This is a genomic window from Geodermatophilus sp. SYSU D00815, from assembly GCF_054050035.1.
This window is the reverse complement of the sequence record NZ_JBJGYO010000005.1, coordinates 127488-141794: the sequence shown is the minus strand read 5'-3', so window position 1 is coordinate 141794 and position 14307 is coordinate 127488. Positions and strand designations below refer to the sequence as shown.

16 protein-coding genes are annotated in these 14307 nt (G+C 76.0%); 5 read left to right on the top strand and 11 right to left on the bottom strand.

The window, feature by feature from the left end:
• Positions 1-12 precede the first annotated feature (12 nt).
• Entirely contained in the window at positions 13-1680 is a 1668-nt protein-coding gene (locus tag ACI78S_RS08060; protein ID WP_456971979.1) for a CocE/NonD family hydrolase, read from the top strand.
• Between the two features lie 93 nt (positions 1681-1773).
• Here the strand turns inward: ACI78S_RS08060 and ACI78S_RS08055 are convergent, their stop codons facing one another.
• Positions 1774-2445 (bottom strand): hypothetical protein, encoded by a 672-nt coding sequence (locus ACI78S_RS08055; protein WP_456971977.1) that lies wholly within the window; start codon positions 2443-2445, stop codon positions 1774-1776.
• A gap of 79 nt (positions 2446-2524) precedes the next feature.
• Here ACI78S_RS08055 and ACI78S_RS08050 point away from each other — a divergent pair, with 79 nt between their 5' ends.
• Complete coding sequence (locus ACI78S_RS08050; protein ID WP_456971975.1) at positions 2525-3700, top strand: cysteine--tRNA ligase; 1176 nt, start codon at positions 2525-2527, stop codon at positions 3698-3700.
• A 201-nt stretch (positions 3701-3901) separates the two neighbouring features.
• Here the strand turns inward: ACI78S_RS08050 and ACI78S_RS08045 are convergent, their stop codons facing one another.
• Positions 3902-4891 (bottom strand): LppW family protein, encoded by a 990-nt coding sequence (locus ACI78S_RS08045; protein ID WP_456971973.1) that lies wholly within the window; start codon positions 4889-4891, stop codon positions 3902-3904.
• Positions 4892-4939: 48 nt separating this feature from the next.
• Positions 4940-5320 (bottom strand): nuclear transport factor 2 family protein, encoded by a 381-nt coding sequence (locus tag ACI78S_RS08040; RefSeq protein WP_456971971.1) that lies wholly within the window; start codon positions 5318-5320, stop codon positions 4940-4942.
• 29 nt (positions 5321-5349) lie between these two features.
• On the opposite strand from ACI78S_RS08040, the gene ACI78S_RS08035 reads away from it, so the two are divergent.
• Entirely contained in the window at positions 5350-5691 is a 342-nt protein-coding gene (locus tag ACI78S_RS08035) for a hypothetical protein (RefSeq protein WP_456971969.1), read from the top strand.
• A gap of 15 nt (positions 5692-5706) precedes the next feature.
• Here the strand turns inward: ACI78S_RS08035 and ACI78S_RS08030 are convergent, their stop codons facing one another.
• The 5 genes from ACI78S_RS08030 to pgi form a co-directional block, all read right to left on the bottom strand.
• Positions 5707-6507: a hypothetical protein gene (locus ACI78S_RS08030; RefSeq protein WP_456971967.1), complete on the bottom strand. Its 801-nt coding sequence runs from the start codon at positions 6505-6507 to the stop codon at positions 5707-5709.
• 6 nt (positions 6508-6513) lie between these two features.
• Complete coding sequence (locus ACI78S_RS08025) at positions 6514-7350, bottom strand: VOC family protein (protein WP_456971965.1); 837 nt, start codon at positions 7348-7350, stop codon at positions 6514-6516.
• Between the two features lie 80 nt (positions 7351-7430).
• Complete coding sequence (locus tag ACI78S_RS08020; protein WP_456971963.1) at positions 7431-8885, bottom strand: selenium-binding protein SBP56-related protein; 1455 nt, start codon at positions 8883-8885, stop codon at positions 7431-7433.
• 101 nt (positions 8886-8986) lie between these two features.
• Positions 8987-9502, bottom strand: a complete 516-nt coding sequence (locus ACI78S_RS08015; protein ID WP_456971961.1) for a hypothetical protein — start codon at positions 9500-9502, stop codon at positions 8987-8989.
• Positions 9503-9730: 228 nt separating this feature from the next.
• The gene (gene pgi / locus ACI78S_RS08010; protein WP_456971959.1) at positions 9731-11362 is read right to left on the bottom strand and encodes a glucose-6-phosphate isomerase; all 1632 of its coding nucleotides are present in this window, start codon (positions 11360-11362) and stop codon (positions 9731-9733) included.
• A gap of 131 nt (positions 11363-11493) precedes the next feature.
• On the opposite strand from pgi, the gene ACI78S_RS08005 reads away from it, so the two are divergent.
• Positions 11494-11778, top strand: coding sequence for a DUF1905 domain-containing protein (locus ACI78S_RS08005; protein ID WP_456971957.1), 285 nt, complete (start codon positions 11494-11496; stop codon positions 11776-11778).
• Positions 11779-11815: 37 nt separating this feature from the next.
• The gene (locus tag ACI78S_RS08000) at positions 11816-12268 is read left to right on the top strand and encodes a DUF5709 domain-containing protein (protein ID WP_456971955.1); all 453 of its coding nucleotides are present in this window, start codon (positions 11816-11818) and stop codon (positions 12266-12268) included.
• A gap of 53 nt (positions 12269-12321) precedes the next feature.
• Here the strand turns inward: ACI78S_RS08000 and ACI78S_RS07995 are convergent, their stop codons facing one another.
• The 3 genes from ACI78S_RS07995 to ACI78S_RS07985 all read right to left on the bottom strand — a co-directional run bounded on the left by ACI78S_RS07995 (position 12322) and on the right by ACI78S_RS07985 (position 14237).
• Positions 12322-12534 carry a hypothetical protein gene (locus ACI78S_RS07995; RefSeq protein WP_456971953.1) on the bottom strand — a complete coding sequence of 71 codons (213 nt, stop codon included), beginning with the start codon at positions 12532-12534 and terminating at the stop codon, positions 12322-12324.
• An 83-nt stretch (positions 12535-12617) separates the two neighbouring features.
• Positions 12618-13469: a pyridoxal kinase PdxY gene (gene pdxY / locus ACI78S_RS07990; RefSeq protein ID WP_456971951.1), complete on the bottom strand. Its 852-nt coding sequence runs from the start codon at positions 13467-13469 to the stop codon at positions 12618-12620.
• Between the two features lie 24 nt (positions 13470-13493).
• A complete protein-coding gene (locus tag ACI78S_RS07985) occupies positions 13494-14237 on the bottom strand; it encodes a Clp protease N-terminal domain-containing protein (RefSeq protein WP_456971949.1) in 744 nt (247 codons plus the stop codon).
• Positions 14238-14307: the final 70 nt, after the last annotated feature.

The following is a 14307-nucleotide window of genomic DNA, read 5'->3' as shown; positions in this document are numbered from 1 at the left end:
GAGACGCCGCCCGTGACCGCAACCCCGCCCACCGCCCACGCCCGGCCCCGCAGCCGCCCCGGACGGCTCGTCGACCGGGCGCTCGGCCGGGCGCTGCGGCTCCCGCCACCGACCGGCGGCTACACCGTCGCGCACGGCGTCCGGGTGCCGATGCGCGACGGCGTCGAGCTCCTCGCTGACCACTACGCGCCCACCGGGCCGGCCCGGGGCACCGTGCTGGTGCGCGGGCCGTACGGCCGCACGGGCGTCTGGCCGCTCGGGTTCGCCCGGCTCTACGCCGAGCGCGGCTACCACGTCGTCCTGCAGAGCGTCCGGGGCACGTTCGGCTCCGGCACCGGCTTCGAGCCGATGCAGCACGAGATCGCCGACGGCGCCGACACCGTCGCCTGGCTGCGGAAGCAGCCCTGGTTCGGCGGCCGGTTCGCCACCCTCGGCCTGTCCTACCTGGGCTTCACCCAGTGGGCGCTGATGACCGACCCGCCGCCCGAGCTCGCCGCCGCGGTCGTGCTGGTCGGTCCCCACGACTTCCACGCCAGCGTGCACGGCGCCGGGTCGTTCAAGCTCGACGACTTCCTCGGCTGGAGCGACATGGTCGCCCACCAGGAGGACGGCGGCGCGCTGCGCGGCGTCCTCCGGCAGGCGACGGCGCCGCGCCGGCTGCGGGCCGCCCTGCGCGACGTGCCGCTGCTCGAGGCCGGGGAGCGGGTGCTCGCCGGGGGCGCGCCCTGGTACCGCGACTGGGTGGCGCACACCGCCGCCGACCACCCGCACTGGACGCCGATGCGGCTGACTGCCGCCCTCGACCGGGTGCGTGTGCCGGTGCTGCTCGTCGGCGGCTGGCAGGACCTCTTCCTCGAGCAGACGCTGGAGCAGTACGCCCGCCTGGCCAAGCGGGGCCTCGACGTGGCCCTCACCGTCGGGCCCTGGACGCACACCGAGGTGCTCACCAAGGGCGGGTCGCTGGTCACGCGGGAGACGCTCGACTGGCTGGCCGAGCACCTCGCCGGCACGGGCACCCGCCGCCGTCCCGCGCCGGTGCACCTGCACGTGACCGGGGCGGGGGAGTGGCGGCACCTGTCCTCCTGGCCGCCGGCCGCGCGGGAGCGGACCGTGTACCTGCAGCCCGGCGGCGGTCTCGGCGACCGGCCGCCGGCGGCCGACGCCGCGCCGGCCACGTTCACCTACGACCCGGCCGACCCCACGCCCACCGTCGGCGGCCGGCTGCTGGGGGCGGGCAGCGGCTCGGTCGACCAGGCACGGCTGGAGGCCCGGGACGACGTCGTCACCTTCACCGGGCCGGTGCTGACCGAGCCGCTCGAGGTCGCCGGCGTGCCGGTCGTGGAGCTCGCGCACACGACCGACAACCCGCACGCCGACCTGTTCGTGCGGCTGTGCGAGGTCGACGCGAGGGGCCGCTCGCGCAATGTCGGCGACGGCTTCCGCCGGCTGGACCCGGCCGCGGCGAGCGGCACCGTCCGGCTGGAGCTCGACGCGCTGGCGCACCGGTTCGGCGCCGGCTCGCGGCTGCGCCTGCAGGTCGCCGGCGGCTCGCTGCCGCGCTGGGCGCGCAACCTCGGCACCGGCGAGGACCCGGCCACCGGCAGGTCGATGCGGCCGTCCCACCGCACGCTCACCCTCGGCTCCGGCGCCTCCCGGCTGCTCCTGCCGGTCACGGGGTAGCCGGGCCGGCAGGCCGGCCCACGCCGTGAACGAGGCGGCGGCCGGCGAGCTGCTCGACCGCCTCGACGCCGCGCGGGACCGGCGGGAGCGCGGTCAGGAGACGTCCGCCGCCGACGGCTCCACGGGCGGGGGCACCACCAGCAGCGCCGCCACCCGGTCGTGGAAGACCCGCCAGCGGCGCTCGTTGTCCTGCACCAGCCCGGCGGACTCCGAGAGCAGGTCGGCGGCCCGGGCGATGAGCTCGGCCGCGGAGTGCAGCAGCCGGGGCGTGCGCGCGGCCGCCGGCGTGGCGCCGTCCGCGGCCGGGTCGAGGCGGTCGAGGACGTCGGCCGCCCGCTCGAGCAGCCGGCCGGCGACCACGGTCGCGCCGGCGGCCTGCCAGTCGTTGGCGATGATCCGGTGCCGCTCGCCGAGCAGGTCGTCGAGTGGGGTGATGTCCAGCAGCGTCGCCGCGGTGGTCCAGGCGGCCTGCATCGCCTTGGTCATCCACTCGCCGGTGGCGACGTCCTCGACCCCGAGCGTGCGCACCTCCCGGCGAAGCGCGGCCAGGCCCGGCGGCGCGCCCTGCCCCTCGAGGAAGAGCACGCCGTCGAGCTCGGCGGCGGTGCGGTCGGCCACGCCGTGCAGGGTGCCGGCGTGGCGCTGGAGGACGACGGCCTGCTCGCGCGGGGCGGCGGCGTAGAACTTCTCGTGCTCGCGGTGGAACTCCGCGAGGTTCTCCACGGTGTGCAGCAGCAGCGACGGGGGCTCGGCCGCGGCGGTCATGGACCAGTGTTACCGGTACCGTCCGGTTCCGACCAGGGGCGGACGTCACCGGTCGGTGTGTCCCCGGCAGGATGGGGGCGTGGCTGCGCGGATGGTGCCCTCGTCCGGGATCGTGGGTTCGGCGGGCCGGGTGACCGACCCGGGGGAACCGACCGTGCCGACGACGGCGCTGCGGCTGGCCGGCGCCCCGCTGCCGGTGCTCGGGACGGCGCGCGTCTACACCTGCGGCATCACCCCCTACGACGTCACCCACCTCGGCCACGCGGCCACCTTCGTCTGGGCGGACCTGCTCGCCGCCGTCCTCGGTGCGGGCGGCGCCGACGTGGTGACCAGCCGCAACGTCACCGACGTCGACGACGTGCTGACCCGGGCCGCCGACGCCCGGGGCCGGCACTACGACGAGTTCGCGCTCAGCCAGGAGTTCCTGTTCGAGCGCGACATGCAGGCGCTGCGGGTGCACCGGCCGACGCACGCACCGCGGGCCCGCCACCACGTGCCGCACGTGCAGCGCCTCGCCGTCGCGCTGCTCGCGGCGGGCGCGGCCTACGAGCGCGAGGGCACCGTGTGGTTCCGCGGCGCCGCCGTCGCCGGGCGCTCCGGGCTGCCGCGCGAGCGCGCCCTCGCCCTCGCGCGCGAGTTCGGCGACGACCCCGACGACCCGCGCAAGGACGACCCGTTCGACGTGCCGGTCTGGCGGCCGTCCGGGGAGGCCGACCCGGCCTGGCCGAGCCCGTGGGGCTGGGGGCGGCCCGGCTGGCACGCCGAGTGCGCCGCGATGGCCGCCGCCACGCTGGGCCTCTCGCTCGACGTGCTCGTCGGCGGGGAGGACCTCGCCTTCCCGCACCACGCCTACCAGGCGGCGATGGTCGAGGCGGCGTCGTCGGTGGCGCCGTTCGCCCGCCGGCAGCTCCACGTCGGGGCGGTCCGCAAGGACGGCGCGAAGATGGCCAAGTCCACCGGCAACCTCACCCTGGTGGCCGACCTGCTCGAGCAGCACCCGGCCGCGGCGATCCGCCTGCTCCTGCTCGACCGCCCCCACGGCGCCGCGTGGGACTTCGAGCCGGCCCGGCTCGACGCCGCGGCGGCCCGGCTGGAGCGGCTGTACGCGGCGGCCGGCCGGGGTGGGGAGACCGGCGCGGACGCCGTCCTCGCCGCGCTGCTCGACGACCTCGACGTCCCGCGCGCGCTCGCCGTCGCGGAGGAGGACGGCGGCGCCGCCGCCCGCACCGCGCTGCGCCTGCTCGCCCTCGGCTGAGCTCCCGCCACGCCAGGGGGATGTGGCGGAGGAGGGGGCGCGCGGACGGGCTTTCGGTACCGAAAGCCCGTCCGCGGGCGGTGCCCCGCGCCCGTGGACGGACCGATCACGGCGCGGGAACCACGCCCGGCACGCCGGCGGCGGTCGCGGCGCCATGATCACCGCAGCGAGCCGCCGCGCGTGCGCGCCCTCGGCCGGGGATCAGCCGGCCTGCGGCGGCTGGCCGGCGGTGCCGGCGACGACCGCCGCCGCGGCGGCGTCGAGGGCCGCGGCCGCCGCCCGCCACGACGTGCCCGCCGGGAAGTCGCCGAGCAGGACGACCGCGCGGCCGTCGGGCAGCAGCCCGGCCGAGTGCAGCTGCCGGCGCCCGCCGACGCAGCACATCCACCCCTGCTTGGCCGCGACCGGACCGGCCGCGGCCGAAGCCGGCGACAGGAGGCCGAAGCGCTGGTCGAAGCCGTCGGCCGCGGTCGGCGTGGCCGCCCGCAGCCAGCCGGTGAGGGTGTCGGCGATGCCGGTGCCGTACGCCTGGGCGATGCGGGACAGGAAGGTGGCGACGTCGGCCGCGCTCATCAGCGACTCGCCCCACTGGCCGGTGCGGCCCGGCGGCGCGGTGCCGGTCAGCCCCAGCCGCGCCGTGGCGGCCGCGATCAGGCCGGGGCCGTCGTGGCGGACCCAGAGCGTGCTCATCGCGGCGTCGTCGGAGGAGGTCGAGGCGCGCTCCATGAGCGCGCGGTCCTCCGGCGGCGGGTTGCCGCCCTGGCGGGCCAGCAGCTCGGCGACCACGAGCAGCTTGACCAGCGAGGCGGTGAGCGCCGGCCGGGTGGCGTCCGGGCCGGCGAGCAGCTGCCGCTGGTAGGCGTCCACGACGACGACGGTGACCGTGCCGCCGGCCGCACCGGCCGCGGCCTGCACCTGGCCGAGGACCGCCGGCGCGTCCACCGGAACGGCGGGCGGCACGGGCGGCGGTGGCGGGGCGACCCGCTGCTCGGCCGCCGTGGCCGACGCGGTGACCGCCGCCGGCCGGAGCGGCTCCTCGGCGGCGGGCGGGGTCAGCGGCGCGGTCGCGGCCGTGGTGCCGAGGCCGCCGTCGGCGGAGCCGAGCAGCACGGTGGCGGCCAGCGAGGCGGCGGGCAGGACCACGAGCCCCCGCCGCACCCGCCGGCCCGACGTCCGGCGGCCGGGGCCCATGCGTCCATGGTGCGCCCGATCGGTGCATGACGGATCAACTACCGGCCCTCAGCCCGGCAGCGACGTCGGGGCGTAGGCGAGGAGCCGCCACCCGCTCACCGTGCGTGACCAGACCGCCAGGGCGAGGTTGTCGATCGTCTTCGCGACGCCGCCGGCGTGGATGTCGGCGGTCATCCGCCCCACCACGATCGCGGTGTCCCCGACCACCGCCACCCGCTCCACCGGGTGGTCGACGCGGTGGTAGACGTAGTAGCCGCTGCGGATCTTCTCGAAGTACTCGGCCTTGGTGTCGCGCACCCCGCTGGAGTGGGCGTAGCTGAGCTCGTCGGCGCACAGCTCGTCGAGCGTGGCGAGATCGGCGTCGAGCATCGCCTGGTAGCGGCGGTCCTCGGCGGCCAGCACGGCCTTGACATCGGTGTCGTCGGTCACGCGCCCGATCATGCAGGCTGGAGGGCGTGATGGGAGCCGACGCCGCCAGCGCATTCCTCGTCGGCCGGCTGGCGATGGAGGGCCGGCAGCCGCAGGCGACGCTGCGGGCGACCCCGGGCCGCTGGCGCGGGATGAGCGGCGCCGCCGTCTTCGCGGTCAGCGACGGCCGCCTCTGGCTGGCCGAGCCCAAGCTGCTGGGCGACCCGGCCATCGCCTCCGTGCCGCTGAGCGACATCGACGGTGCGACGCTGCGCGAGGGGCGGCGGCCGCAGGTGCTGCTGCGCGTCGCGGGCCGGACGCTGCGCTACACCGCGCTCGACGACGCCGAGACCTGCCGGCGGTTCGTCGAGGCCCTGACGACGAGCCCCTGACGTCGGGCCGGCCGCTCACGCCGGGAACGGCAGCTGGGCCGGCGACGGCGGCCACGACGGCGCGCCGCGGCTGCCGCTGCGCGCGCGCCCGGTGGCGATGCGAGCCGCGCGGCGGGCGGCCTCCTGGCGCTCGCGCCGGCGCCGGGCGTGCAGCGCGCGGGCCTCGTCGAGGCCGGGCACCGCGACGCCGTCGGCGGTCAGCCGGCAGGCGGCGAGCCGCACCCAGCGGGTCTGCTCGTCGGCGTCGCGGACACCGAGCGCGAGATCGCGGTTGTGCCGGCGGAGCGTGAGCGCGAACCCGTGCACGGAGACCTCCGCCGCCGCGGCGGCGGAGGCGTCCGGGCCGTGCAGCCAGGTGACGTGCCGGAACCGGGCGCGGAGCCGGTCGTCGCGCTCCCGCCAGGCGGTGTCGGGCAGCGGGGTCAGCTGCACCTGGACGGCGCAGCCGAGCTCGGGGACGACGACGGAGAGATCGGTGCGGCCGTCGGCGCCGCGCGCCTTGCCGACGAGCGCCTGGTGGCCCTGCCCGGCGAGCCACCGGGTGAGCGCGCGCTGGTAGCGCAGGTGCTCGTAGGCGGGGCCGGCCGCGGGACCGGCCCCGGCGAAGCGGCACGCCACCTCCTCGACGTGGTGGAACCGCGGCCGCTCCTCGTCGGGGGCGACGAGCTGCAGCCGCCGGCCGCAGCCGCCGGCCTCGGTGGCGCACCAGAAGGCGCCGGCGTAGTGCGCGCGCACCCGCCGGGCGTCGGCGGCGTCCTCGGGCGCGGTGACCGCGTGGGTGCCCGCGGCGCCGTCGGTGACCGCCCACAGCAGCACCGGCGCTCACCACCCGTCCGGCGGCGTGAACTGGCTGACGGTGAACTCCGCGCCCTGCGGGTCGCGGACCAGCGCCGTGCGCGTCCAGGGGCTCTCGTCGGTGCCGAGGACGGTGCCGCCGAGGCGCTCGGCGGTGGCGGCGCTGTCGTCGCGGTCGGCCACCGTGAAGGTGACGTGCCAGCGCGCGGGCTCGTCAGGGCCGACGACGAGCAGCCCGCCGATCACGTCGGCGAACCCGGCCGGCGCGGAGGCCTGCCGATCGTGGATGCCCGGGTCGACGGTCGCGGCCAGGTGGTCGCCGTAGCCGGGCACCCGGATCATCGTGCCCGCGTCCATCTCCATGTCGACGTCGAGCCAGCCGAACAGCGGCCGGTAGAACGCCATCGCCGTCGTGCGGTCGGGCGTGTGCAGGTCGCTGAAGTTCCAGGTGCCCGGCACGTTGGTCAGCTGCGCGCCGGGCCGGCGGCGGGCCTGCCAGAGCCGGAACTCCGCGCCCAGCGGGTCCAGGCACACCGCCGTCCGGCCACCGGGCCCGGCGTCCTCCGGCGGGACGGCGACCATGCCGCCGGTGGTCTGGACCTGCGCGGCCGTCGCGTCGGCGTCGTCCACGGCGACGTAGGTGTTCCAGGCGGGCGGCCGGCCGTCCGTCGCGGGCGCGAGCGCGGCGACGTCCTGCCCGTCGAGCGTGGCGACCAGGTACGACCCGGGCGCGCCCGGCGGCACCGCGTCGGTGAGCGTCCAGCCGAACAGCCCGGCGTAGAAGGCGCGCGCCGCCTCGAGGTCGGGCTGCTCGCTGTCGATCCAGCACGTCACCCCGTGCGGATACGTCCTCGGGCCGGTCATGCCGCGACGCTAACCACGGCCACCGACGGTTTCGGGCGCCGGCCCCGCATCTCCGGGGCAGCGGGACGGGCCGCCCCCGGTCAGCGGTAGCAGTACGAGTCGCTCGAGGCGTCGCCGCCCTGCAGCCGCGTCTGGTGCGGGCGCAGGCCGCGCCAGTCGTCGCCGTGCGGGAAGAACCGCTCGTCGAGGGCCAGCCCGCCGGTGGCCGGGTCGGTGTCGACCTTGGCCATCCACGACCCGACACCGGAGGGGAAGAACTGGTCGTCCCAGGCCCCGTACAGCGAGTTCGTGACGTAGACGCGCCGCCCGTCCCGGCTCACCTCGACCATCTGCGGCCCGCCGGCCAGCGCCAGGTCGGGCACCGTGGGGTGCGGCGTCCTGCGGACGACGCCGCCGAGGTGCACCGAGCCGACCTCGCGCGGGTGCGCGGGGTCGGAGACGTCGAACTGCTTGAGCTCGCCGGTGCCCCAGCAGGACACGTAGAGCATCCGGTCGTCGACGGAGAGGTCGATGTCGGTGACCAGCGGCGGCACCGCGCCGAACGGTGCCAGCGCCGGTGGCAGGTCGGCGGGGTCGGCCGGCTCCGCCGGGATGGTGATGACCTTCTCCGCCTTCCACTCGTCGCCGTCGCGGAACCAGCGCCACACCGACGCCGACAGGTCGGCGGTGGAGACGACGACGCCGACGAAACCCCAGGTGGCCTCGGGGTCGTGCGACGGCCGCAGCTCCAGCACCATCTGGTGCTCCGCGCCGAGGTCGACCTCCTGCAGGTGCCGGCCCGCGGCGAGGTCCCAGAAGTGCAGCTTGTGGCCGTACTCGCCGGCCAGCAGCTTCTCCGGCACCAGCCCGTTCTCGACCATCGACGGCGTGCCCCACTCGCTGGAGACCAGCACGTTCTGGTTGAGGTGCCACCAGGCGTCGTAGGCCAGGTACTGCGGCCCGCGGTCGGTCTCCCACGCCCGCAGCACGTCGAAGGTGCTGTGGTCGAGCAGCGCGATGCCGCCGGGCCCCTCGTCGCCGTCGGCACCGCCCAGGCACGTGAGGAAGACGCCGTCCGGACCGCAGTGCAGCGTGTGCGGCCGGGAGTAGCCGGCCTTCTCGGCGAGCTCCTTCGCCTCGATCATCTTGTGCAGCACCGGTGAGCGGGGATCCGGGTGGGTGTCGTAGACGTGGACGTTGGAGCTGCGCAGCCCGGGCAGCAGCAGGTACCGGCGCTGGAGCCCGTCCGGGCCCATGTCGTGACCCTCGTGCTTGAGCGCGCTGGAGCAGGCGTTCCAGCCGAAGTGGTGCAGCTCGTCGCCGATCGTGTGGTCGAGGTCGACCCAGCCCACGATCCGCCCGTAGGTGTCCGACCCCGGGTCGGTGTCGACCACGGTCAGCGCGTCCGGCTTCTCCCCGGCGCGGTCGAAGGCGACGACGTACGCCAGCTGCTCGGTCGGCGCCGCGATCGCGTCGGCGGGGGTGCGGTAGAAGGTCGGGTCGGTCGTGTGGTCCTCCTGGCCGCCGTGGTGGTGCCGGTGGTGGTGCTCGCTCATCGCGGCTCTCCTCGGGCCTGGTGCGGCGCGGATGCAATCTTCCCGATCAAGTCAGTAGGGAGAGGGTGCGGCGGTCCACGGCGTCGGTCGCCTCGGCCGGCTCAGCGCGTGGCGCGGACCCGCCCCTCGACCAGGCACGTCACGCCGGCCACCCGGCAGCCGCCGTCGGTGCGCGCCAGCACCTGGGCGAGCACGGCGCTCTCCCCGCGCGGCAGGGCGACCAGGACCGGCCGGTGGGTGCGCACCGCCGGGTGGGCGAAGGCCTGCTCGACGAGGCGGGCGGCGACGTCGCCGGGCACCCCCGGCGCCTCCGACCGGAAGTCGAGGACGACCCGCTCGGCCTCGTCGCTGACCTGGGCCTCGGCGAACCGCCCGGCGCGGGACACGACCTCGACGCCGGTGCGGCTGGTGAGCAGCTCCCACGGCAGCCCGTCGGCGCCGTGGCCGCGGATCCTGCGCGGGAAGGTCGCCAGGGGGGCGGTGTCGACGGGGGCGGTGTCGACGGGGGCGGTGTCGACGGCGGTGTTCTCGATGGGGAGGCTGTCGATGGGGGCGCGGTCGATGACGACGTTGGGTTCGATCCGCCCGGTGTGCTCGGCCACCACGGCAGCGGGCATGCGCGACCTCCACGGGGGTGCGGCGGGTGGGGTGCGGGTGGTCGGCCCGGCTGCGCCGGCGGGTCGTCGTCCATCCCGACGGCGCCTACGGTGCCGGTGATCGACCGCGGGCGGCAGGGTCGTAGGTCCCGTGCGCGGGCACCGGGCGGTGCCCCCACCACCGCGACGGTCCGCCCCGCCGGCAGCAGCCACCGCGGGGCTGCGCCGGAGGTGGTCACCGCGTGTGGATCAGGCGGGGCGGCCCCGGTGCTCGCGCAGGTACTTCACCAGCGCGTTCGTCGACGGGTCGGAGTCGTACTCGGGCGCCTGCCCGCTCTGCAGCTTCGGCGCGAGCTGGTTGGCCATGACCTTGCCGAGCTCGACGCCCCACTGGTCGAAGCTGTTGATGCCCCACACCACGCCCTGGGTGAAGACGCGGTGCTCGTAGGCGGCCACGAGCTGCCCCAGCGTGGACGGCGTCAGCTTCGGCGCGACGATCGCGTTCGACGGCCGGTTGCCCGGCATGACCCGGTGCGGCACGACCGCCTCCGCCGTCCCCTCCGCCGCCACCTCCTCGGCCGTGCGGCCGAACGCCAGCGCTCGCGGCTGGGCGAGGAAGTTGGACAGGAACAGGTCGTGCATCCCGTCCAGGTCGTGGTTGGGCTGGGCGAAGCCGATGAAGTCGGCCGGCACCAGCACGGTCCCCTGGTGCAGCAGCTGGTAGAAGGCGTGCTGGCCGTTGGTGCCCGGCTCGCCCCAGACGATCTCCCCGGTGGCGACGTCCACCGGGGAGCCGTCGAGCACGACCGACTTGCCGTTGGACTCCATGCACAGCTGCTGCAGGTAGGCCGGGAAGCGGGCCAGGTACTGCGAGTAGGGCAGCACCGCCTGGCTCTGGGTCCCGAAGAAGTCCACGTACCAGACGCTGATCAGCCCGAGCAGCGCCGGCAGGTTCTCCTCCCACGGCGCGGTGCGGAAGTGCTCGTCCACGGTGTGGAACCCGTCGAGCAGCTCGCGGTACCGCTCCGGGCCGATCGCCACCATGAGCGACAGGCCGATCGCCGAGGTGAAGGAGTAGCGCCCGCCGACCCAGTCCCAGAACCCGAACATGTTCTCGGTGTCGATGCCGAACTCGGCGACCTTGGCCGCGTTGGTGGAGACGGCGACGAAGTGCTTGGCGACGGCCTTCTCGTCGCCGCCCAGCCCCTCGACCAGCCAGCGGCGGGCCTCGCGCGCGTTGGTCAGCGTCTCCTGGGTGGTGAACGTCTTCGAGGCGACGACGAACAGCGTGGTGGCGGGGTCGAGGTCGCGGGTGGCCTCGGCGAGGTCGGTCGGGTCGATGTTGGAGACGAACCGGAAGGTCAGCGACCGGTCGGAGTAGTCGCGCAGCGCCTGGTAGGCCATCGCCGGGCCCAGGTCGGAGCCGCCGATGCCGATGTTGACCACGGCACGGATCCGCTCGCCGGTGTGGCCGGTCCACTCGCCGCCGCGCACCCGGTCCGCGAAGCCGGCCATCCGCCCGAGCACCTCGTGCACGTCGGCGCGCACGTCCTGCCCGTCGACGGTCAGCCCGCCCGTCGCCGGGTCGCGCAGCGCCACGTGCAGGACGGCGCGGTCCTCGGTGGTGTTGACGTGCTCGCCGCCGAACATGGCCTCGGTCCGCTCGCGCAGCCCGGCCCGGTCGGCCAGCGCGCCGAGCAGCCGGACCGTCTCGGCGGTCAGCCGGTTCTTCGAGTAGTCCAGCGTCAGGTCGCCGGCGCGGGCGGTCAGCGCGGTGCCGCGGCCGGGGTCCTCGGCGAACAGCTCCCGGAGGTGGCGGTCCCGGATCTGCCCGTGGTGCTCCGCCAGTGCCCGCCACTCCGGGGTCTCGCTGATCCGCATGCTTCCTCCGTCTCGCGTTCCTGGTGGTCAGCCTTGCGCACCGGGGGGTGGACCGGCCACCGGGGTGCGATGAGTTCCGGTGCCCCCCACGGTCCAGCCGGATGCAGGCACGCGACGAGAGGACGACGACCATGGCCACGAGCGGACCGCTGGACACCACCTTCCGCGCGGTGCTCCTCCGGAGCCCGAGCAGGGGCGGCTGGACCTACGTGCAGATGGACGGCTCGGCGGAGTTCTTCGGCACCCGCGGCCTGGTCAAGGTGCGCGGCACCGTCGACGGGCACCCGTTCGCCAGCTCCTTCATGGCGCTGGGCGACGGCACGCACAAGCTCCCGGTGCGCAACGATGTGCGGCGCGCGATCGGCAAGGAGCCGGGGGACACGGTGACGGTGCACCTGTCCGAGCGCATCGGCTGACGCCGTCCCGCCCCGGGGCGGCCGGGGAGGGACGGGCATGGGCGGCTACCGCGGCGACGACGAGACCGACGCGCAGGAGGCCTCCGGGCTGCTCGAGCCCGAGGACGTGCTGGAGGACGACGGCTACGGCGACGTGCTCGACCGCGGGTACTCGCCGCGCGACACCCCGGTCGCCTCGACCGACTTCGGCATGACCGAGGCGGAGGAGGAGGCGGGGGAGAGCCTCGACGGCCGGCTCGCGCGCGAGCTGCCCGACCGCGCGGCCGAGGACGACGGGTTCGACGACGGTCTCGGCGACGTCGTCGGCACCGACGGCGAGCTGCGCGACGACGAGGTGGGCGGCGACCGCGCGGGCCGGCTGTCCGCGGGCGACGACGGCTACGGCGACACCGAGTCCGAGCTGTGGGCCGAGGACGAGGGCATCGACGGCGCCGGGGCGTCCGCGGAGGAGGCCGCCGTGCACGTCGTCGGCGACGACGACCGGCCCTGAACCCCGTGCGGGGTCGCGACGCCCCTGCCGGGGGGTCGCGGCCCCGCGAGGGGTCAGGCGGCCTGCAGGCGGGTCGACGGTGTGGGGGTGGTGAGCGCGAAGCGCTGCTCGAGCAGTTCGTTCACCGTGGCCTCGGCCGCCTCGCACGCCGTCACCACCTCGCCGCAGGGATCGAGGTAGAAGCGCGCGCGGGCGACGTTGAGCTCGGTGTAGGCGGCGACGATGCGCCGGTCGAGGTCGGCGACGTGGTCAGTTCGAGAGGACATGGGCACTTCCGGAGAGGGGGGCGCCCGGCGCGCTTGTTCGACCGGCGGCCCGTCGGACTGGTCCCTACCCCGGCCGCGCGGCGCTAGACCTCCCGCACGTCGAAGGTGCGCGACGGCGCGACGAACTCGTCCTGCGCGGCCACGAGCAGGATCTCCCGCGACCCGGCCGCCTCGGTGCGGGCCAGCAGCCCGAACACCGACGCCGCCGCGCGGCCCAGCGCGTCCGGGGCCGAGCGGGTGGCCAGCCAGGAGGCCAGGAACAGCGCCGCGATCGCGTCGCCGGCGCCGTTGACCGAGACGCCGAGCCGCGGCGTGCGGACCCGGAAGTGCCGGCCCCCCTCCGACGCCAGCAGGTCGACGGCGTCGTCGGGCGTGTCGTCGGTGACCAGCGACGTGGTGAGCACGACGCGCGGCCCCAGCGCCTGCACGGCGGCGACGGCGTCCTTGACCTCGGCCAGCGTGCGCGTCGTCGTCCCCGAGAGCAGGTCGAGCTCGAAGTGGTTGGGCGTGACCAGGTCGGCGGCCGGCACGGCCACCTCCCGGAGCAGCTCCTCGATGCCCGGCCGCACGAACACCCCGCGACCGACGTCGCCGATCACCGGGTCGCAGCAGTAGACCGCGGCGGGGTTGGCGGCGCGCACCCTCTGCACCGTCTGGACGACGGCGTGCCCGATGTCGGCCGAGCCGAGGTAGCCGGAGAGGACGGCGTCGCAGGTGCCCAGCACGCCGCGGTCGGCGATGCCCTCGACGACCTCCTCGACCGCCTGGCCGTCGAACACCCGCCCGCGCCACTCGCCGTAGCCGGTGTGGTTGGAGAACTGGACGGTGTGCACCGGCCACACCTCGATACCGAGGCGCTGCAGCGGGAACACGGCCGAGGAGTTGCCCACGTGGCCGTAGGCGACGTGCGACTGGATGGAGATGACGGCGGTCACGGCCCGACACGGTGGCACACGCCGCTACCCCTGCGGCGAGGTGCCCTTCCCGATGGCCGCCAGGGCCGCCGTGACGTCGGCCTCGGCGCGGCCGCGGTCCATGCCCAGCCCGGCGAGCACGCCGGTGCCGTCCTCGGCGTCGAGCAGGGCCAGCAGGACGTGCTCCGTGCCGATGTAGTTGTGCCCCAGGCGCAGCGCCTCGCGGAACGTGCCCTCGAGCACCGACTTGGCGTGGTCGTCGAACGGCACCATCTCCGGCACCTCCGCCACCGCCGGGCCGAGCGTCCTCTCCGCCACCTCGCGGACCCGCTCGGCCGAGAGCCCCTGCGCGGCGATCGCCTTCGCCGCCAGACCTTCGGGCTCGGCCAGCAGCCCGAGCACCAGGTGCCCGACGGTGATCCGGTCGTGGTGGCGCGCCCTGGCCTCGTCCTGCGCGGTGACGACGACGTTGCGGGCGCGCGGGGTGAACCGCCCGAAGCCCGCGCTGGGGTCGAGCGCCGCGGTCCGGTCGCCCGCGCGCTGCACGAACCGCTTCTGGGCGGCCTGCTTGGTCACGCCCATGCTCGCGCCGATCTCGGTCCACGAGGCGCCGGTGCGGCGGGCGCGGTCGACGAAGTGGCCGATGAGCGCGTCGGCGACCTCTCCGATGTGGTCGGCCAGCAGGACGGCGTCGGTGAGCTGCTCGAGCGGGTCCTGGTGGGCCCGGGTGATGGTGGCGATCAGGTCGTCGAGGCGGACGGACTGGGACAGCGGCGTGGGGTCGGTCATGCCGTCAACCGTAGGTTGACGCGGATGCGTCGTCAACCACCGGTTGACGACGTGCATCGTCCAGCCCCTG